Source organism: Candidatus Hydrogenedentota bacterium (genome assembly GCA_035450225.1).
GTDB lineage: Bacteria > Hydrogenedentota > Hydrogenedentia > Hydrogenedentales > SLHB01 > DSVR01.
Genome location: DAOTMJ010000015.1, coordinates 1 through 19,925 on the forward strand (window position 1 = coordinate 1; position 19,925 = coordinate 19,925).

The following is a 19,925-nucleotide window of genomic DNA, read 5'->3' on the forward strand; positions in this document are numbered from 1 at the left end:
TCGCGGGTGACTTTTCGTTCACGCCGCAGGCAAGGGTCAGGGAACCGCAGGAGACTGAGCAATGACGAACCAGGACGGCGCGAAGCCGAACACGCCAGGCCTATTGCGGGTTCTGGTCTACGGCACGCTGAAGCGCGGCATGTGGAACCATGAGCGGTTCTGCGCCGGGGCGGTCTCCATCGAGGAGGCCGTGGTGCGCGGGCGGCTTTACGAGATAGACTGCGGGCTGCCGGTGCTGCAGGTGCCAGGGGCGGATATCCTCGCCCACGGATCCGCCGACCCGTGTGCCGACGTGGCGGCACAGACGCGCTTCGAAGCGGGGTCGGCCCAACACCCCGACCAGGGCACCAAAGGCCGCACACGGCGCGGCTGGGGGCTTGTTCGCGGGGAACTCATGACCTTCGACGACCCCGAGGAACGCCTCCCGCGCTTGGACCGCTTGGAGGGCTACCGCCCCGGTAGTCCCAGCCTCTACAACCGAGTCTTGGTGTCAGTCTTCTCGGACGGCGCACCTGCGGCAGCATGGGCCTATGTTGGCGGGGAAGATTTCGACAAAATGCCGCTTCGTCTGCTCTGCGTCCCCTCCTGGAGTGCAGGCCGCCCTTCCTGAAACCGCTGGTAGCAATCAATTGACATTGCTCATAACTCGCGGATATTCTCTTTGCCGTAATACTTGACTCGTGGCCAAGGGAAAACGAGGGAACGCTTGATGGACGAAAGCCCAGAGACAATCATGACCCTTGATGAGGTCGTTGCGTACTTGAGGTTGCCGAAGTCCACGGTCTATAGGCTCGTTCAGTCCGGAAAGATCCCCGGCCAGAAGGCGGGGCGCCAATGGCGCTTTCACAGGGACGCGATTGACGCTTGGCTGAGTGCGGGACCTGCGAAGAAGCCCAAGGTTGTACGCGGAAAGCACAGATGAATACGGAAGCCGCATTTCCTCTCGGACAACGGATAAGCCTGCCGGGACATTTTCCCGAGCCGGTGGTGCTGGAGTCTGTGCGGTCTCTCGGTTCGGGATACGAGTGCCGAGTACGTTTGTCGGACGGCACGCCGGATGAAGCCATCCTATCGGAACAGGAAGCGCAAGCCCTCTTCGGGCAGTCAGAGGAACGGGCTTCCAGAGTCACCACGAATGACCCCGAAAGAACACGCCTTCTGATTGAGTCCGCTCGTATTCGCCTTGCATACGCCCACGACCGTCAGTTTGCCGTCAGTCTATCGGGCATTCGCACCTTGCCGCACCAAATAGAAGCGGTCTACCTCAAGATGCTGCCGCAACCTCGGCTCCGTTTCCTGCTTGCCGACGATCCCGGCGCGGGCAAGACCATCATGGCCGGGCTGCTCATCAAGGAACTGAAGTTGCGCCAGGCTATCGAACGCATCCTGATACTCTGCCCGGCCCCGCTCACCATCCAGTGGCAGGACGAATTGCTGCGATGGTTTGGCGAGCCGTTCGACATGATCTTCGCTGCCGTGGACCAGCAGCAACTGGTCAACCCGTGGCAGCGGTCAACGCAGGTCGTAGCCTCGCTTGACTACGCCAAGCAGGACGATGTCCGCGAGAGAATCTGGCAACAGCGCTGGGACATGGTGGTCATCGACGAGGCCCACAAGTGCAGCGCCTACACCAAACACTCTTCCTCGCGCGGCGATGAAGCGGAGAAGACGAAGCGCTATCAGCTTGCTGAACGCTTGGCCGCGCAGGCCGATCACTTGCTCCTGTTGACCGCCACCCCGCACCACGGTGACGACGACCGCTTCGCCCATTTCGTCCGTCTCATTGATCCCGACCTGTTCCCCGAACCGCACCGCGTGCCCAACCGGGCCGGAGAAATCCGTCGTGAGATCCTTCGCCTGGGACCCGAATGCCCGTGGGCGTTGCGTCGCCTGAAGGAAGACCTGAAGGACATGAACGGGCGGCGGCTGTTCCCCGACCGGCGCGCGCATACGGTCACATTCCTTCTGAACCACGATGAATACGACCTGTACAAAGAGGTCACCGCCTTCATCAACCGCTTTCTGCCGCAAGCGTCAGGACGGAAGAAGGCGAGCGTGGCTTTGGCTCGCACCGTGTTGCAGCGGCGTCTCGCCAGTTCGACCTATGCCATTTGCGAGTCGATCCGCAGGCGTCTGGAACGCCAACAGGCGCTTCTCAAGGAGTTGGAGGACTTGTCACCCAGCCAGCGGGCCAAGCGTCTGGCCTATCTTCAGGGCTGTATCGCAGATGCCGAGCAAGACGAGGATGATCTCGACGACGACGAGCGCGATCAGCTTGTGGATGAGGTGACGGCCGCAGTCGAGCTCGATCAGTTGCGCGCCGAAATCGCGGCCCTCCAAGATCTGTATGCTCAAACCAAGCGCGTGCGTGACTCCGCCCGCGACTCGAAACTCGCCGCGCTCAAGGAATGCCTGGAAAAGGCGGAGTTCAATGAATTGTCCGACGGGCGCGGAAAGTTGCTCATCTTCACCGAGCATCGCGACACACTTACGTACCTCTCCGACCACCTGAAGCGCTGGGGCTACTCCATCTGCAACATTCACGGCGGCATGAATCCGCATGAACGCAAGCGCGCCCAGGAGCAATTCCGCACGGCTTGCCAGATCTGTGTCGCCACGGAAGCAGCGGGCGAAGGCATCAACCTCCAGTTCTGCCACCTCATGATCAACTACGACCTGCCGTGGAATCCCACGCGCCTCGAACAGCGCCTGGGCCGCATCCATCGAATCGGGCAGGAACGCGAGGTGGATGCGTTCAACTTCGTGGCCAGCGATTCCGAGGAGGGCCAGCCGATCATCGAGGGCCGCATCCTCCAGCGGCTGTTGCTGAAGTTGGAACAGATGCGCGCCGTGTTGGCAGACCGGGTCTTTGACGTGATCGGCGAGGTTCTGTCCCTCAACGATGTCAACCTGCCGGAAATGCTGCGTGAAGTTGCCCACGACCCGCGACGACTGGACGAATACCTCGACAAGATCGAACGGATCGACCCGGCCCGGCTGCAGCAATACGAGATCGCCACCGGCATCGCCCTTGCGCGCGCTAACGTGGACTTCTCTTCCTTTCAGCGCGCCAACGCGGAATCCGAAGAACGCCGGCTGATGCCCAAGTATGTCGAGAAGCACTTCATTGAAGCCGCGCGAGAGGTCGGCCTGCGAGTCGAACCGCGTGCGGATGGCCTCTGGCGCATTGAGCACGTTCTCTCCGACCTCCGCTCCGAGCGCCTAAATGCCGTGCGCCGACTCGGCAAGGCCGAATCCGTCTACCGGAAGGTCACCTTCCACAAAGAGCATCTGGACCTCGACCAACACATAGACGCTGTCCTTTTAGGTCCCGGCCATCCTCTTTACGCGGCTGTGGATGAGCGCCTCAACGAGGTGCTGGCCGGACTTGTTGGCGGCGTTGCGGTGTACGTGGACCCGGTGGCGGTCGCGCCCTATCGCCTCCATTTCTTCGAGATGTCCATTCGAGGACAGAAGGTCAACGGCGACATAGATACACTCTTTGCCGAAGTGGTCGCAATCAAAGAAGACCCGAACGCACCCGCTGCCGAGCATTTCGCTGTTGTTCCAGCGGACAGCCTATTGGACCTCCCCGCACACCCGCATCCGCCTGTTGACATGGATTCGCTGGACTCTAGCGCGGCGGCCGATTTCCTCAAGATCACCTATCAGATGGAAGTGCGGACGCGGTGCCAAGTGGAACGACAGCATTTTGTGCAAGTTTGCCGCGACTATCTCGAACGCTCATTCGATGCCCGCGTTCGCGCCGCGCAGGACCGCGTGATGAACCTGCGCGCTCGCGAGGCGGGTTCACCAGAGGTTGCCATCGCTCGTCAACGGGCCGAGAATGATCTCGCTGATCTGCAACGCACGCGTAAGGAGCGCATGGAGGGTTTGCAACGGCTCGATCTCGCCCGCCATGGCCCTGTGCGCCACATCGCGACAGCATTGGTGTTCCCGCCGGGCGCGGACGCGTGCGAGTTGATGCTCGACGAGGCCGACCCCGAGATACGGCGTCGTTCTGAATTGGCGGCGGAAGATGTGGTTATTGCTTACGAACAGGCTCGCGGCTGGGAGTGTGAGCGAGTCGGACATCTCAAGATCGGCTTCGACATCCGCAGCCTTGGCCCCGCCGACCCGCAGACCGGATACCGGGATCCGGTCACCGGACTTCGCCGCATTGAGGTTAAGGGGCGCCAGCGCGGAATGCCCATCCGCCTGACCACCAACGAATGGTACAAGGCCGCCCAACTCGGCGATTCCTACTGGCTCTACGTGGTCTGGGACCCGCTGAACAACCCGGACCCCGAACCGGTCCGCATTCAGAATCCCGTCAAGCACCTCGACCACGCCAAAAAGGAAGTTGTGGCGGCGCGGTACTTCGACATTCCGGCACAGGCCGTCGAGCAAGCGGCGAGGGAGAATCCATGACGAACAAGGTCAGGAAACGCGATACCGGCCCGGACGCTTACAATTCGGTCCTTGTCGATGTCTCCACCGTCATCGAGGCCGCCAGACGGTCGGCGGCCCGTTCGGTGAACTGCATGATGACGGCCGCATACTGGCTCATTGGGCGGCGGATCGTCGAGTTCGAGCAGGCCGGAGCAGCGCGAGCAGAATATGGCGAAGAACTCATTGAACGCTTGGCCGCCGATTTGACTGCTCGATATGGACGCGGTTTTTCGGTCCGAAACGTCTGGCTGATGAAAGCATTTTATCTCTCATGGCAGATTCTGCAGATCCCGTCTGCAGAATCTGAACACCTAGGAATTCTGCAGACAGTGTCTGCACAATTGCCTCCGGACGTGGCAGGCGCGCTGAGAGAGCCGATCTTCCAGACGGCGTCTGGAATTTCCGCGACAGTGTCGCGGATTTCTCAGGACGTTCGCGTTCCTGAGATTCGCCCGACAGTGTCTGGCGAATTAAAAGAGCAGACACTGTCTGCCAAATTCGACCTGGCTGGCCTTGCGTCATGTTTCCCCCTCCCGTGGTCGGCCTATGTACGCTTGCTCAGCGTCAAGAACGAACTCGCCCGCAAGTTCTATGAGACCGAAGCCCTGCGCAACGGCTGGTCGGTCCGCCAACTCGACCGGCAGATTGACGCCCAGTTTTACGAACGGACAGCCCTCTCCCGCAACAAGGCGGCCATGCTGCGCAAGGGCGAGAAGCCGCTTCCCGAAGACCGCGTGACCCCTGAAGAGGCAATAAAGGATCCGTTCATTCTCGAGTTCCTTGGCCTCAAGGATGAGTACTCTGAAAACGACCTTGAAGAAGCGCTCATCCGCCACCTCGAAGCGTTTCTCCTGGAACTCGGGGACGACTTCTGCTTCGTCGGTCGGCAGAAACGTCTGCGTATCGGCGATGAGTGGTACAAGGTGGACCTGCTCTTCTTCCATCGTCGCCTGCGGTGTCTAGTCGTCATTGACTTGAAAATAGGCAAGTTTACCCATGCCGACGCCGGCCAGATGCATCTTTACCTCAACTACGCCCGGGAGCACTGGGTGCGCGAGGGCGAAAACCCACCGGTAGGCCTCATCCTTTGCGCCCGGAAGGACGAGGCCGTCGCGCGCTACGCTCTCGAAGGGCTTCCAAACAAGGTCATGGCGTCAGAGTATCGCACCGCCCTTCCGGACGAAAAGGAACTCACCGCCGAAATCGAACGAACCCAAGCCCTGCTGCAAGAACGCAAGAGACTGGCCGTCCCTATGAAGCGTGGCCGGCAGAAGCCGCAAGGGGACAGAAAGGGGACAAAAGAGACATGAGCGCGCAAGAGACCTCAGCCACGCTCAACTCCAAGGCAATCGCGGCGATCAGGCGTCTCGTTGACGCATATTCGTCAAGGGACGAGTTGAAACAATTCCTCTTGGATGCCGGAGCGAACGCGAATCGTGTTCTTGCCATCCAAGTGACGGGCAGTATGAAATCGCCCTGCTATAAGTCCAAGTCAACGATAATGAACGAGGGGTTCGACACAATCTACCAGGATTTCGACAAAGCGGAAGCAGACGGAATCCTGCTGGAACTCGTTCGCGTGGTGTTCAGTCGCAAAGCGGTGCAAGATGATGACAGGGCATCGCTTGAACAGGCCTTGCAGGAAAGCGGCGTGGCGCTCAGCGAGATCTTGGAGGCCGGCGGCGCGCACGACTACGTGCGGAGTGCGGAAACCACGATGGAATCGGCGAATCTTCAGGAAGCCCGCGAATTACTTGGCAAAGCGGTGTTGCGCATGAGCACCGATCCCCCCGGCGCCATCACGGCGGCCGTCTCCGCCGCCGAATCAGTGTGCCGCGAGGCATTGTCCAGACTCGGTATCGCCGAGCCAAACACAAAACAGCTGCCCAACTATCTGGTCGAATTACGCCGACAGACGAATCTTGAGGACTTGGCGACCGTGGCCAATATTGGCGACAGAGCCATCAAGGCATTCTCAAGCCTCGCGGAGAATGCGTATCAGGCTGCTCATGAGACAGGAGATCGACATGCACACGGAGATCGGGCAACGGCCACCCCGCCACTGGTTGCGGACATGCTGATAACAAGCGCATGTTCGGTCGCCGTAGTGTTGGCAGGTGCTTTGCGCCGAAACGAAATCGCGTTGAGAAATCCGACCGGGGGCCAGTTGCCATGATAGATGACAAGCGCCTGATTGAGGACTACCTGCCGATTGAGGCGATTAGCGCGGAGGCGTCGCGGGAGAAGAGCGTCCGGAAGGGGCATATCTCGACGCTGCATCTGTGGTGGGCGCGGCGGCCGCTGGTGGCGTGCCGGGCGGCGGTGTACGGGGCGCTGGTGCCCGCGTCGCAGTTTGTGCCGGAGAATGGACCGGACAACAAGAAGCAAAGTCTGGGCCGGGCGAATGCGGCGAAGTTCGTCGAACGGCTGTGCAAGTATCCCGGTGATCCGCGCGTGATCGCCGAGGCCCAGCGGCATATCCTGGATGCGCATGCGGACCGCCTGACAGCGGAACTTGCTGACGCGCGGGCCAGAGGTCAGTGGCCGGGCTGGGTCGAGGAGTTCAAGTGGCCGAAGGAGAACGCCCAGGTGACGCGCGAGGACATCGAAGCAGGCCGCGCGCCGCGTCCCCGCGTGCTCGATCCCTTTGCGGGCGGCGGGGCCATTCCGCTCGAAGCGCTCCGGCTCGGCTGCGAGGCGTATGCCAATGACCTGAATCCTGTTGCCCACATCATCGAATTGTGTACGCTGGTCTATCCGCAGAAGTACGGCAAGCCCGACCCCAATGTGCGCGGAATGACCGGCCCGAAGAACGCCAAAGGCGAGACGACCTGGGGCGGCTTGGCCGAGGAAGTCCGCTACTGGGGCAATTGGGTGCTTGAAAAGGTTAGGGCGGAAATCGGCGACCTGTATCCGCCCTTGCCGGATGATGATTTCTGGAATGTGGGCCAGGCTGCCAGCCTGGCTCCCTCTCAGCCTGAATTCTTCTCTCTTCACCAAGGTGTTGCCAAGACCCGCCGCAAACTCCCCCACTGGGAAAAGGAAGGCGCCTGCTACTTCATCACCTACCGTGTCGGTAGCGGCATCACCCTCTCCCCTGACGCCCGCACCATTGTCCTTGACAACCTCAAGCACTGGTCCGGCCAAAGATACGACCTCTGGCAGGCAGTTGTCATGCCGGACCACGTCCATGCCTTGTTGAGCCCATTGTCCAAGGAAGACGGCTCTTATTGGACCTTGACTGAAATCTTGCACACGGCCAAGAGTTGGACCGCCAACCAGATCAACAAACTCATGGGCTGTTCCGGTACCCTCTGGCAGGACGAACGTTTCGATCATATCATCCGAAACCCCGCTTCTTTTGAAGAAAAATGGTGCTATATCCGACAGAATCCCTGCAAAGCCGGACTGGCAGTCCGGCCCACAGACTATCCTTGGTTGTATGAAGATGCCGGGCTGGCAGCCCGGCCCACTCTTACCCCTGTGGCTTATCTCTGGACCCGCACCGTCAAGTGCAAGAACCCTGCTTGCCAAATGGTAGTTCCACTCATTCGCCAAACTTGGCTTTGCAAGACTACAGGAAGATTTGTGGCCATGAAGATCATGACCACGAATAACGAGAGGTGCGTTCGCTTCGACGTGGTAGAAGCAACATCAGAGCGTGGCTTGGGATTTGATCCTGCTCTGGGATCAAGAGGTGGGAACTCAACTTGTCCAGCTTGTGGAACCGTGGCTGATGTGGATTACATTAAGGAAGAGGGTTGGGCTGGAAGGCTTGGCGTTCAGTTTATGGCCGCAATATGCACGCATCCGCATCGGCAAGGGAAGATCTATCTTCCGGAGAGTATGTGTAGGGATAGTATCCCTCCGGATGATCTCATTCAGCAACGCATTGATCTTGTGGTTGAGCGAAGCGGCCTCTCCCTTCCCACTGAGCCGATTGCCAACCTCCCGGATACGTCCAAAGACAATACTCTTGGCATCACCGTAAGACCTTATGGATTCAGGACGTTTGCCGACCTATTTCTTTCCCGACAACTCCTTTCGATGCTTACGTTCACTTGGTGCATCCGCCAAGCTTTGGAAAGCCTTGGCGATCTAGGGTGCCAAGAACATGCAAGAGCCATAGCCACGTATCTTGCTTGCATACTTGACCGACTTGCTGATTTCAACTCCTCGCTGTGCGTTCATAATTACTTCGGCAGCAGCAGAATTGCGCATGCGTTCGGTCGGCAGACAATAAACATGGTGTGGGATTGCGCCGAGGCCAACCCTTTCAATGATGGCAGCGGTGGCTGGGGCGTGGATGCTATTACTGAAGCGCTGAAATCTGGTGATGCAGTGGCACCTATTCCTAGCAGGGTAATACGTGGCTCCGCAACCAACGACTTGTTGCCGCCAGAGTTCTTAGATGCGGTTATTACAGATCCACCATACTATGATAACGTGCCATATGCAGATATTTCTGACTATTTCTATGTATGGCTGAAGCGTTCAATTGGATTTCTATACCCGGAACACTTTGCCACACCGTGTACACCCAAGAAGTCCGAAGCTATCGCAGATGCTGGGCGTCATACGGGTAACTGGGATAAAGCTAAGAACGCCTATGAGTGCATGATGCGAGAAAGTTTCGCCCGTGCCCATAGTGCGCTCAAACGCAGTGGGCTACTTTCTATCGTCTATGCACACAAGACTACGCTGGGTTGGGCCACCCTGGTTGATGCTCTTCGCAACGCGGGTTTTACGGTCGAAGAGGCTTGGCCATTGGATACTGAGAAACCTGGACGCCTCCGTGCACAAGAATCTGCCGCTCTTGCCTCTAGCATCTTTCTCATTGCGCGCAAACGCGACAGTTCAGGTGCTGGCTCCTACGAGGCTCATGTTCATCCAGAACTAAACGAGATTGTTCACGAGCGAGTGGATTCCCTCTGGAAGATGGGTGTTAGTGGCGCCGATTTGGTGATTTCGTGTGTTGGGGCGGGGCTGCGTTCCTTCACTCGCCATGCTCGCGTCGAGTACGCGAATGGCGAGGAAGTGCCCGCCGAACGGTTCCTCGCTGAGGTAGAGACAGTCGTACTGGAAGAAATCCTGAACCGCCTATCGAAAGAGGTGGGCGGAAATGGCAGCCGCCAAACCAGCCTTGCCGGAGTAGACTCGCCGACACGCTTCTACTTGCTCTGGCGCTATACGTATCGCTGGGCGGAACTTGATGCGGGCGAGGCCATCGTATTTGCCAACGGGACGCATGTGGAATTGGACGGAACAGGGGGCCTTTCTGTGGGCCGGGCTGCCAGCCCGGCATTGGTCGCCAAGAACAAGAGCAAGTACCGGCTCCGGGATTTTCTCGAGCGGGGCAACGATGAGAAGCTGGGGCTGCCGGATCAGCAGGCTGGGCAGCCTGCTCCACTGATAGACGCGCTGCACCGTACGCTGTGGCTGATGGAGAAGCGCCCGCGCGAATTGCCGGAGTTCCTGCGTGAGTCCCGCGTGAACCGCGAGCAGATGCGGCTCGTGGCGCAGGCCCTCGCCGGACCCGCCCTCAAAGGCGGCGAACTCGGCGATGTCTCGCCTACGGCGGAACTCGCCGCGCTCGCCAAGCTCACCGCCAACTGGCGCAGCGTAATCGAGGATGCAGAACTCGCCCCGACCCAACGGGAAGATCGCCGGAAGGCGCAAGAACAACTGGATCTTGAAGGAGATCATCAATGAAACGCCTGCTGATCTATGTGGACGCCTCCGTGGTCGGTGGTTGTGAGGATGAAGAATTCGCGGAGGGAAGCCTGGCATTGTGGCGATGCTTTCAGGAAGGCCGCTATGAAATGGCGCTGTCCGATCTGACCTTAAAGGAGCTCGAGCCAGCCCCGGAACGGGTGCGAAAGAGGATTGATGAAATACCGACGAGTCTTGTTGTGCGAGTTCCTGCTTCGACCGAGGCCTCAGAACTGGCGGAAGAGTATCTCCGGCACGGTGTAGTCGGACCCGGTTCACGAGCCGATGCAAATCACGTCGCCTTGGCAACCATTGCTAATGCGGATATACTTGTAAGTTGGAATTTCAAACACATTGTGAACGTTGGCCGCATTCGTCAGTTTCAAGTGGTAAATCTGATATCGGGGTACCGTACGCCCGACATAAGGACGCCTTTGGAGGTATTGGACTATGGAAAAGAGCTTTGACGCGGTCGGCTTCATGCGCCGGCGTAGAATCGAGATTGACCAGGAAACGGAAGGGCTTTCCTGGGCGGAGCGCAATCAATATATCCTCGAGTCCCTCAGGGGTGATCCGCTTTGGGAGCGGCTCAAAGATCGAACCATCGCGCCCGCGCCGTATACTTCGCCGGATCATGCGACAATGGCGAGCGAGGCGCCGGGCCGCTACGGGGAAGGCGCTGGAACACCCGCCGAGAGGGAAGAACGCTAAGCCGCGCGTCTCGGCAAAATATTGAAAAGGACGTGTCCCCGTTTTGAGAAAGAAAGGACACGTTCTCAGGCCATGTCCCCAACGGGGACATATGATCGGAGGGATATTGTGGCCACATTGAAGCCTTGGATCGAGGTCGTATCGTTGCACGCGGATGTGCTATCCGACGACTTCTCGGAGGATGTCTTTGCGCTGGACCTTGGGCCATTGGCGGATGGCAATCCGAATGTGCCCGTGGTGTACCGCGACCCGGAGCATTTCTTCCGAGCGTCCTACCTTACGACGGGCTTGAAGTCATTGCTGAAGGATGTCTTGTCGAGGATGGGCGGCGGCGCGGGCAGCCGGGTACTAAAGCTGATCACACCGTTCGGTGGAGGTAAATCGCATACCTTGGCGGCCCTCTTTCACGCGGCAAAGCACCGCGACGCGCTGGACGCAATCCCCGAAGGCAAGGACTTGCCGTGTCCTCCAGAGGCGCGAGTGGCGGTCTTTGACGGCCAATTCTTCGATGCCGTGAATGGCAAGAAATTACCCGGTACCAAAGACCACGCCCGGACGATGTGGGGCTGGATCGCGTGGTGCCTGGGCGGCCCTGAAGGGTACGCCCTGCTGCGGGACCAGGACCAGGCGCGCGTCGCCCCCGGCAACGATGAACTGCTGAGGCTTTTCGAAACGGGACCGAACCTCATCCTGCTGGATGAGGTCTTGAATTACCTGATCAGCGCAGGCGGTGTGAAGGTCGAGAAGACGACGCTGCGGGATGAGACACTGAACTTCCTCCAGCGGCTGACCGTGGCCGTGAGTAACACGAAGACGACAGCGCTGGTGTTCACGCTGCAATCGAGCAAGCGCGAATCGCTGGAATACGTCAATCTGCTGCAGACGGTGGACCATCTGGCCGCACGCAAGGACCAGCGCCGTGAGCCGGTCGAAGGCAATGAGGTGATGTCCGTCATCCAGCGGCGGCTGTTGGCCAAGATGCCCGCGCCGGAGGATGCCTCGCCCGCGGCCACAGCGTACCAGGACATCTTCACGCAGATGCGCAAAGCCTACGCGCAAAGCGCTGCTGAGGCGAAGCAGGCCGAAGAGGAAGGCTTGGTGCTCCGGGACCGCGTGCGCGCGGCATATCCATTCCATCCGGCCTTGATAGACCTGATGCGCGAGCGTTGGGCGGCCATACCGGACTTCCAACGGACGCGGGGGGCGTTGCGGTTTTTGGCGTCCTGCCTGCGAGCCTGCCACCGCGAGGCCAGAAGCCGGATTGTCTTGGGACCGGGCGACGTGCCGATGCACGACGCGGAGGTCCGGCTGGCCTTCTTCAAAGAGGTTGGCCAGCAGTCGGATTTTCAGGCGGTACTCGAGCACGACCTTGTCGGCGCGAACGCGCGCGCGAAACGGATTGACGACCGGCGCGCCAAGGAAAACCCCGCCGAAGCCGCACGGCGTCCTGCAACGCGACTGGCCACGGCGATTTTGATGTATTCCTTCGGGGGTCTGAAACGCGAAGGTGACGGTCAGACGCTGCCGCCTGGTATCAACGAGCAGGAACTGCTTGCGGTGTGCGTCGGGCCGGACCTGGACAGCACGACGGCGTTGGCCTGTCTGAAGGAGCTCAAGGAGCAGTGCCTGTACCTCCATTTCGACGGCGTCCGCTACTGCTTCAAGAAGGACCCGAACGTGACGCTCCTGGTCGAGCAGGAGGCCGACTCCGTGGCCCGCGACGAGGGCCGTGTTCGCAGCAAGATTAAAGAGATGCTTGAGGCGCGCCTGGCCGGGCATCATGAGGCCATCGTATGGCCGGATAAGACCACGGAGGTTCCACACGACGACGCGCGATTCCTGGTCGCATATATGCCGCTGGAGTTCGTGGGGCCGTCCAAGAAAGACCAGGAAGCCAATGCGTGCGAGTTCTTCGAGCGGTATGGCGACCGGCCCCGCCGGTTCCGCAACGGCCTGGGGTTGGCCATCCCCTCGGAAGACCAGATCGAAATCCTGCGACGATCTGTCCGGTATCTTCTCGCCATCGAACAAGTGCGCACCAAGGGCAAACAACTCAACCTCACAGATGAACAGAAGAGCCAGTTGAAGGAGCGTGAGGCTACCGAGAGGGCCGCCGCTGAATCGGCGTTCCTCAATCTCTACGTCGAGGTGTGGCTGCCGCGCGCGGAATCCGGCAGTATCGTGGTAGAGACGGTCGCGGTCGGAGGACGCCCGCTGCAAACGACGCTGAACGATCACAAAGAGGCAGCCATTCACGCGCGGATACTCGAGTTGATTACCCAGGTGCAACCGCGCGTCTTTAGCACTCTGGCGCCTACAAAGATCGTGGACCTGTTCAAACTCGGCGAGGGGACGCCGCCGCGAATGGGCGTCAAGGTCGGCGAAGTGGTCGAGGGTTTCTACTCGTTCCTCGGTTTCACGCGCCTGACCTCGAAGGCGGTCGTCCAGAAATCCGTCGCGCGCGGCATCCGCGAGAGTATCTTCGGGTACTGCTCCGGCGCGACACCCGTGCTCGGCGGTGACGGCAAGTTCCAGGTGGCCCTGGACAAGTTGCGCTTCGGCGCGACAGTGGCTGATGATGAGATCGACTTGGATTCCGGGTTCATCATGCTGCCAGCGGCCATTCCACAAGCCCAACCCGTTGCCCCACCTTCGCAGCCGGACGGAACGACCACAACGACGACTCCCTATCCGCCTTCGACCGAGGGCTACAGCGGGACGCCAAAGGCAGCAGAGACGCCAACAGAAACCACTCCTTCTGGCGGGGCCGCGCAAAGAACTGTTGACATTTCGTTTTCCGCAGACCGGAATGCGTTGTTCACGGCCTGGAACGCCATGGCGAATTTGGCGGATATGGCCGGGACAGTGAAAGTGACCGTCCACGCTGAGTCTCCAGAGGGATTCGACAAGAGCAAGCTCCAGAACGGCGTGCTGGAACCCCTACGCGAAAGCGATTTGATTGAGTGATGCATGGATATCGTTGAGCCAGAGGAACTGAAGCAGGCCATAGTAACGGCCCTGAAGCGGCAAGGATTCCGCATCAGGAAAGGTGTCGTCTCGCTACCGAAGAATCCCACGAAGGACGTCTTTCGGAAGATGAACGAGTTGGCCGTTGCTAAGAAGCGTGAAGTCGCCTCCAAGGGGCTCAAACGGCATGAAGCGGACCTCATCCAATACATAGCCAACGGAAGCGAGGTGACGCCGCACTCCGTTCACCCCAAGATAGTTCTCGTCAAACCTGATTCGGAATATGAACTTCTGTTCCGCTACGCCTGCCTGCATTGGAGTATCCCGGTCTCATCCGGGTACGGTAGGCGGCTACGCTTTCTCGTTCTCGACGAGAGCAACAATAAGCTGATAGGAGTGCTCGGTCTGGGCGACCCCGTCTTTGCGCTGAAGGCACGAGATACTTGGATTGGCTGGGACAGCGCAGCGAAACGGGAGAACCTCTATCATGTGATGGACGCCTATGCTCTCGGCGCCGTTCCGCCGTATTCCAGTCTGATCTGTGGCAAACTAGTCGCTATGTTGGCGTGCAGCAACGAGGTGCGAAAGGCTTTTCGCGCCAAGTACTCCGGTCAGGAGTCCCTGATCCGCAAGGAAGTACGGAAGCCGTATCTTGCCTTGCTTACGACCACGTCCGCGTTAGGACGCTCCTCCATCTACAACCGACTTCGCATTGGCGATCATGCCTACTGGAGCAGCGTTGGTTTTACTCAAGGGTCTGGCGACTTTCATTTTTCGAACGGCGTCTACGGATCCATGCGCACGTATGTGGAGACTAACTGCGATGCCACCGCAAAGCACTCGGACTGGGGCGAAGGGTTTCGTAACCGAAGGGAGGTAATCAGGAAGTGCCTGTCATCCCTCGATCTCTCCGCAGATTGGATATATCACGGCATTCGGAGGGAAGTCTTCGTAGCCCCGCTTGGACGGGATACGCTGCGTTTCCTGTGCGGCGATGTCTCGCGTCCGGTCTTCTATGATTGGCCAGCGGCAACGCTTACGGAGATGTTCCTGAAGCGATGGCTGATTCCGAGGGCGGAGCGTATCCCCGAGTATCGTGAATTTGACAGGGAACAATACAGGCTTTGGCCTTGAGGGGGTGATGCAAGAGAAGACGCATGGATACCTTTGCTGATTTGCCAGACGCACTGGTCCGCGACCTCTTGGCGGCCGCCATACCCGTGGCGGAAAGTGTATCTTCGGACTTGGCGGCGTTGCGTGCAGCCAAGGCTAGAATGTGCCAAGAGGCCGCTGCATGCGGCCTCATTCGGAGAAAGGCGGACTTGGATGTCTCGCGGGAACCCTCCGTGGTGGGGATTGATGGTTCCTACCAGATTCATCGCCTAACATCCCTTGACCTGTGTGCCGCCGCTGCTGTGGCCGTGGAAGGAACTTCGAAGGAAGCAAAACGTCACTGGCCGGAGCCCTACCATGAGATGTGGGTCCATGGTCTCCCGCATTGTGTGGACACGGTTGGCGTCTTGCGCGGGATGATGGTGTCGATGGAAATGGCGTTGGCCGAACAAGCGCCTCATGATCTCGTCCTGCTGGACGGCTCGTTCTCCTCATTGATCATCTATCTGAATCAGGGGTTGACCAAAGTCGGCGATTGCGCGCCGGCGTTGGCAGATGAATTCCTGCGCCGCTGGGAAGGAGGGGTTCTTGGCCAAGTCCGGCGTTTGCTTCGAAGTGAGCGGACAGTGGCCGTTCCGAAGTTCACCTCTCGCAACGAGTTGCTTCATGACAACAGGATTACTACGCCGGTTTCAGTTGACGGAAAGGCTCTCGCCACGATGATCCTTAACCCTGGCGAATACACATTGCCTTTACCGATTCACACTGATGACCAACCCGATAGTATGCGTGTCGATCACTTGCCGGAGAAGTTCTGCCCGCGCCCAGAGATGGAGGACATCGTTGCGGCTCTGGGCGCTCTTCGCGTGATCTACTTCAGGCCGTATGGCTGGCTTCCGGCATTGCGTCTGGAAATGTCAACGGCCATTGCGTCGAGTAGTGCCCGTCTGTCCTTGGTACTTGAAGGGATCATGAGGCAGTTTTTCACGCCGGCGGTGATCGAGCCGTATCCACTTTTCCTGGCAGACAGAATGGTCAAGAGCCTTGGCTCTGGGGTGGCCGTAATTGAACAGACAGTTGCGCAGCATGTCGCGGGGGACAGCCCCAACGTGGAAGACACGTTGCTCTTTCTGCAGAACTACCGAACCGAAGGAGGACGAGGAGGCGTATGACTTCTGAAAATCGCAACCAGGACGTTGCCGTGGTTGGTAGCCCGTCAACAAACACCGAACTTACCTTGGACCTTCTGCAGGAAGCAACCGAGGAACGCCTTGTGGGCGCTCTAACCGCGTTTCAGGCTGTCCAGAACGGCAACCCGATAACCTCGGTGGGCCAGATTGTCGGAATTGAATTGAGGAATCGATGGCATGAGGACTCCGTCTTCCGAAATCTCGTGAAGCGCACGGGGGAGATTCCCCCGATCACCAACCGGCAGGATACGCGGATCGCAGACTTGGTCGTGGGGGCGACTTTCAAGCAGACAGCCAATGGTTTCGAACCAGAAGTTCTCGGCATGGTTCCGGCCACGGGCACCAGAGTGTCTCGAATTGACCAACCGCTGTTGGACCGCCTGTTACAGTCTTACCAGTCAGAGATTTTCTACTTGGGCCAGGCGTATGCCAACGAAATCCTTTTCCCAATGTGGTTTAAGCATTTTGGAAGCAACGATCAGGGACCTGGCGGCGCTGGAGAGGCTTATCATATCGGCGTCTTCGGAAAGACTGGGTCTGGCAAATCAGGCTTGGCAAAAATGATGCTCTGTGCCTACGCCAGACACCCAAGCCTTGGCATCTTGGTCATTGATCCGCAAGGTGAGTTTACTCTGGAACTCTCGGGATCTCGCGTGGGCAACCAAGGACTTCCTCTGGACGCAATCATCCGAGAACAAGGCAGGGCTATTAACGTTTACCGAATCGCCGACATCCAGCTGGATGACTGGACGACCTTTGAAGAGATGCTGGTCACACTTGGCTTCTGTGAGGAACTCACAATCACGCATTCAAGCAACACGGTTCGGGCGGCAGAAGTTGTCCGAAACGCCCTTGAGCGTGCCACGCAAGGAGGACGGCAGCAGTTCCAGATTTCCAACTTGGGAAGTCTTGATGCCTTACGAGCGGCGCTCAATGCCATTATCGATCCGCAGAACATTCAGTACATCTTCCCAAGCCGCGACCCGCGCACACGCCTTCAGAATCGAGTCCAAGACATCTTGGCCAATCGTTTGAACGAAGTGTTCAATGACAAGTGGGTCCCGCTGTGCAATCTCTTCGCTGCAGGTCCAGGTAGACGGCGCCTGTATGGGATTGTGGCTGACCTGATGGGTACGGCCAATGCGACCGAGGCACGGCCCGTTGTTGTCATTGACTTGTCGGCAAGAGGTAATCAGAACCGTTTCTGGACAGAAGAGCTTGAGCGACGGTTGTTGGGAAAGCTACTGAATGTTCTGATCGTTCAGTCGACATCCAGCCTTTCGACTCGCCAAAGCGCGAACGTCCTCGTCCTTCTTGACGAGGCCCACAGGCATGCTCCAAGCGGTCGACTCGAGCAAGACACCGAGGCTGAACGCCTGCGCGTGCTTCTTCGGCGTGCGGTACGGGAGACTCGAAAATACGGGCTGGGCTGGTTCTTTATCAGTCAGACTCTTGGCGGGCTTGACTCAGAGATCCTTCAGCAGCTGCGCATACTTGCGTTTGGATTCGGACTCGCCATGGGATCCGAGTTTGACCGACTACGCGAGTTCGTTGGCGGCGATAAACGCTCGCTGGAACTTTACCAGTCGTTTCGTGATCCGCAAAGCTTCCCTGCTCGAAGCCTTCAGGAGTTCCCGTTCATGGCGGTAGGCCCCGTCTCGCCGCTGGCGTTCAGCGGGAAGCCTCTGTTCCTTAATGCGTTTACATCGCCACAGGATTTCATGGCCGCCAATAGGCTTGTCACGGGCGAGTTGCCGTTTTCTGGATAAGATGGACGTCATGTTTTGAGGCGTGCAATGCGGGAAGTCTGCGTTCAGGATTCAAGTCAAGGTGCATGAAAGCAGTCTCTGCGGCTTCGTGTTGGAGACTTCATGCGCTCGGTTGCGTTTCCTCCACCATTCTATCTTTCCCTCTGAGTTTCTCGCGTCATCCCGGGCGGGAGACCCCTCTCCCGGACCCCGCGAATCGAGCCCTTTCGCCGAGAATCTGAGAATTTGGCACAGTCATGAACACACTTGAGGAAATGGCCCAAGTCTTGTGGCCGGTTGGACTGTTGCCTGTCGCGTTGGCTAGACTGCCGTCAAGGAGCAGGAATTGCGGATGGCGGATGAAACCCTTGTCGGGCCGAAGATCGGCCGTGGGCCGTTGCGCGTGGCCCGTGATCATTTCGAGCGGATCGTCCAGGCGGCGATCTTCCCCAAATCGCGGGTGTTGTTGATTGCCGAAGAGGCCGCCATCGCACTCTTGGCCGCGTATTTCGTTTATGCGCGCGGCGCGATGATGGGCGCAGCGGCGGCCTTTGCGATCCTGTTCGGCCTGTTGTTCGCTTTCGGGCCGTCGCGTTTTCCGCTGGCGCTTTTTCTGGGGTATATGGCGGCCTCGCACCAGTTCCGGTCGGTGGCCACGAAACAGTTCGGCGGTATTGAATGGCATCCTCGCGAAGTGCTGCTGTTCATGCTGCTGTTTCATTGGGGCGCGAAACTGTTGCAGCGAAAAGCGTCGTGGCGACACGACCTGGCCGATATTCCCATGCTGCTCTACGGCGCTTTTTTCGTCGAGATTGCGGTGTGCGGGCTGTTGAGGGAAACCGATCTGCACCGCTGGATTTCCGAATGCCGTTATCCCGTGTTTCTCGCTTCCTATGTGGCCTTTGCGGGACTCGTGCGGGACAAGCGGACGCTCTACCATGGATTTTGGTTTCTGTTCACGCTGGGCGGGGCGATTGCCGGTCTCGCGATCCTGTTTTTTCTTTACACGTTGGCGACGGGCAGCGTCATCAATACACAAAACGCGTTCGGCGAATATGTGCCGCGCCAAATCGGCCCGTTGCTTCTCCAATCTGTGCGCCCGAACGGCCATATGATGTTCGAGATCCTGCTGACGGTTCTGGCGGCGCTATTCTTCTGTCCGGCGCTGTCGCGGCTTCAGCGGATTGGCTGTGCGCTGGGCATGGGACTGTTCGGGGCGGCCATTGGCATCGGGATGATGCGAACGGCCTATGTAACGGTGTTGTTGTCGCTCGTCTTGGCCGGTTATTTCCTGATTCCGTCGCGCGCGGCGAGGAGAAGCGTCCTGGCCGTTGCGATTATCGGCGGGGTAACGGCGGCGCTGTTTTCGGCGGCGGCGCTTTATACCTTCCTGGCCGGTATTGTGCCGGTTTTGGGCGAATCCATTCGCGGCCGTTTCGAGGAAATCAGGGGCGCGTGGAGCCTCTTTTTGCAATATCCCCTGCTGGGGGCCGGCATGGGGAGTACCTTCGAGGCGATGGGCTTCGTTTCCAAGACCAGCACGTTGGCCTACGGCCAGGCGGAGTATCAAACCGTCCATAACGTCTGGATCTACTTCCTGTCGAAAGGGGGGATCATCGGATTTTCCATGGCCGCGGCTGCACTGGCCGGCTTGTACGGGCGCGGCGTGTCGCTCATTGCCCATGCACGGAACCCGGTTGATCGTTACTTGTTGATCGGCCTTGCCGCCTCGTTCGGCGGTCAACTCGTCGCGTCGCTGGCCATGCCGAGGCTGACTTATCCGAATGGGCATGTATACATCGCGATTATGGCCGCCTGCTGGGGCGTGTTCGCCCACGATTTACGCGGGAACAACAGCGCGGACTATCCGCCGCAACCTCAGGGGCTTGCTTGAAACCGTGCGGGAAGGAGCCAAGTCCTATTCTATTGCGAATTGACATAAGAACTTTGAGAGTACCGAGTTCTTGCGACTTAAGGATGAGAAGTTCCACGAAGATTGGCATTTTCGGGCAATTTCATGTCTGATCAGGCA

13 protein-coding genes are annotated in these 19,925 nt (G+C 58.8%); all 13 read left to right on the plus strand.

The window, feature by feature from the left end; translation table 11 throughout:
* Positions 1-61: 61 nt before the first annotated feature.
* A complete protein-coding gene (locus P5540_10080) occupies positions 62-610 on the plus strand; it encodes a gamma-glutamylcyclotransferase (protein HRT65163.1) in 549 nt (182 codons plus the stop codon).
* Between the two features lie 99 nt (positions 611-709).
* Positions 710-922, plus strand: a complete 213-nt coding sequence (locus tag P5540_10085; protein HRT65164.1) for a helix-turn-helix domain-containing protein — start codon at positions 710-712, stop codon at positions 920-922.
* Positions 919-4,431 (plus strand): helicase-related protein, encoded by a 3,513-nt coding sequence (locus tag P5540_10090; GenBank protein HRT65165.1) that lies wholly within the window; start codon positions 919-921, stop codon positions 4,429-4,431. The genes P5540_10085 and P5540_10090 overlap by 4 nt, the downstream gene beginning before the upstream one ends.
* Positions 4,428-5,762, plus strand: a complete 1,335-nt coding sequence (locus P5540_10095) for a PDDEXK nuclease domain-containing protein (GenBank protein HRT65166.1) — start codon at positions 4,428-4,430, stop codon at positions 5,760-5,762. The genes P5540_10090 and P5540_10095 overlap by 4 nt, the downstream gene beginning before the upstream one ends.
* On the plus strand, positions 5,759-6,628 hold the full coding sequence (locus P5540_10100) for a hypothetical protein (GenBank protein ID HRT65167.1): 870 nt from the start codon (positions 5,759-5,761) through the stop codon (positions 6,626-6,628). Before P5540_10095 ends, P5540_10100 begins: the two co-directional genes overlap by 4 nt.
* On the plus strand, positions 6,625-10,164 hold the full coding sequence (locus P5540_10105; protein ID HRT65168.1) for a DUF1156 domain-containing protein: 3,540 nt from the start codon (positions 6,625-6,627) through the stop codon (positions 10,162-10,164). Before P5540_10100 ends, P5540_10105 begins: the two co-directional genes overlap by 4 nt.
* Positions 10,161-10,631: a PIN domain protein gene (locus tag P5540_10110; GenBank protein ID HRT65169.1), complete on the plus strand. Its 471-nt coding sequence runs from the start codon at positions 10,161-10,163 to the stop codon at positions 10,629-10,631. Before P5540_10105 ends, P5540_10110 begins: the two co-directional genes overlap by 4 nt.
* On the plus strand, positions 10,615-10,875 hold the full coding sequence (locus P5540_10115) for a hypothetical protein (GenBank protein ID HRT65170.1): 261 nt from the start codon (positions 10,615-10,617) through the stop codon (positions 10,873-10,875). The genes P5540_10110 and P5540_10115 overlap by 17 nt, the downstream gene beginning before the upstream one ends.
* Positions 10,876-10,983: 108 nt before the next feature.
* Positions 10,984-13,842, plus strand: coding sequence for a DUF499 domain-containing protein (locus P5540_10120; GenBank protein HRT65171.1), 2,859 nt, complete (start codon positions 10,984-10,986; stop codon positions 13,840-13,842).
* Between the two features lie 3 nt (positions 13,843-13,845).
* Positions 13,846-14,976, plus strand: a complete 1,131-nt coding sequence (locus tag P5540_10125; GenBank protein ID HRT65172.1) for a DUF4338 domain-containing protein — start codon at positions 13,846-13,848, stop codon at positions 14,974-14,976.
* Between the two features lie 23 nt (positions 14,977-14,999).
* Positions 15,000-16,127, plus strand: coding sequence for a DNA double-strand break repair nuclease NurA (locus P5540_10130; GenBank protein HRT65173.1), 1,128 nt, complete (start codon positions 15,000-15,002; stop codon positions 16,125-16,127).
* Positions 16,124-17,914, plus strand: a complete 1,791-nt coding sequence (locus P5540_10135) for a DUF87 domain-containing protein (protein ID HRT65174.1) — start codon at positions 16,124-16,126, stop codon at positions 17,912-17,914. The genes P5540_10130 and P5540_10135 overlap by 4 nt, the downstream gene beginning before the upstream one ends.
* Before the next feature lie 331 nt (positions 17,915-18,245).
* On the plus strand, positions 18,246-19,787 hold the full coding sequence (locus tag P5540_10140; protein HRT65175.1) for an O-antigen ligase family protein: 1,542 nt from the start codon (positions 18,246-18,248) through the stop codon (positions 19,785-19,787).
* Positions 19,788-19,925: the final 138 nt, after the last annotated feature.

Bases quoted from the DNA above. Each gene is read 5' to 3' on its own strand.
- P5540_10080 (HRT65163.1), top strand. From the start codon at position 62: ATGACGAACCAGGACGGCGCGAAGCCGAACACGCCAGGCCTATTGCGG.
- P5540_10085 (HRT65164.1), top strand. From the start codon at position 710: ATGGACGAAAGCCCAGAGACAATCATGACCCTTGATGAGGTCGTTGCG.
- P5540_10090 (HRT65165.1), top strand. From the start codon at position 919: ATGAATACGGAAGCCGCATTTCCTCTCGGACAACGGATAAGCCTGCCG.
- P5540_10095 (HRT65166.1), top strand. From the start codon at position 4,428: ATGACGAACAAGGTCAGGAAACGCGATACCGGCCCGGACGCTTACAAT.
- P5540_10100 (HRT65167.1), top strand. From the start codon at position 5,759: ATGAGCGCGCAAGAGACCTCAGCCACGCTCAACTCCAAGGCAATCGCG.
- P5540_10105 (HRT65168.1), top strand. From the start codon at position 6,625: ATGATAGATGACAAGCGCCTGATTGAGGACTACCTGCCGATTGAGGCG.
- P5540_10110 (HRT65169.1), top strand. From the start codon at position 10,161: ATGAAACGCCTGCTGATCTATGTGGACGCCTCCGTGGTCGGTGGTTGT.
- P5540_10115 (HRT65170.1), top strand. From the start codon at position 10,615: ATGGAAAAGAGCTTTGACGCGGTCGGCTTCATGCGCCGGCGTAGAATC.
- P5540_10125 (HRT65172.1), top strand. From the start codon at position 13,846: ATGGATATCGTTGAGCCAGAGGAACTGAAGCAGGCCATAGTAACGGCC.
- P5540_10130 (HRT65173.1), top strand. From the start codon at position 15,000: ATGGATACCTTTGCTGATTTGCCAGACGCACTGGTCCGCGACCTCTTG.
- P5540_10135 (HRT65174.1), top strand. From the start codon at position 16,124: ATGACTTCTGAAAATCGCAACCAGGACGTTGCCGTGGTTGGTAGCCCG.
- P5540_10140 (HRT65175.1), top strand. From the start codon at position 18,246: ATGGCGGATGAAACCCTTGTCGGGCCGAAGATCGGCCGTGGGCCGTTG.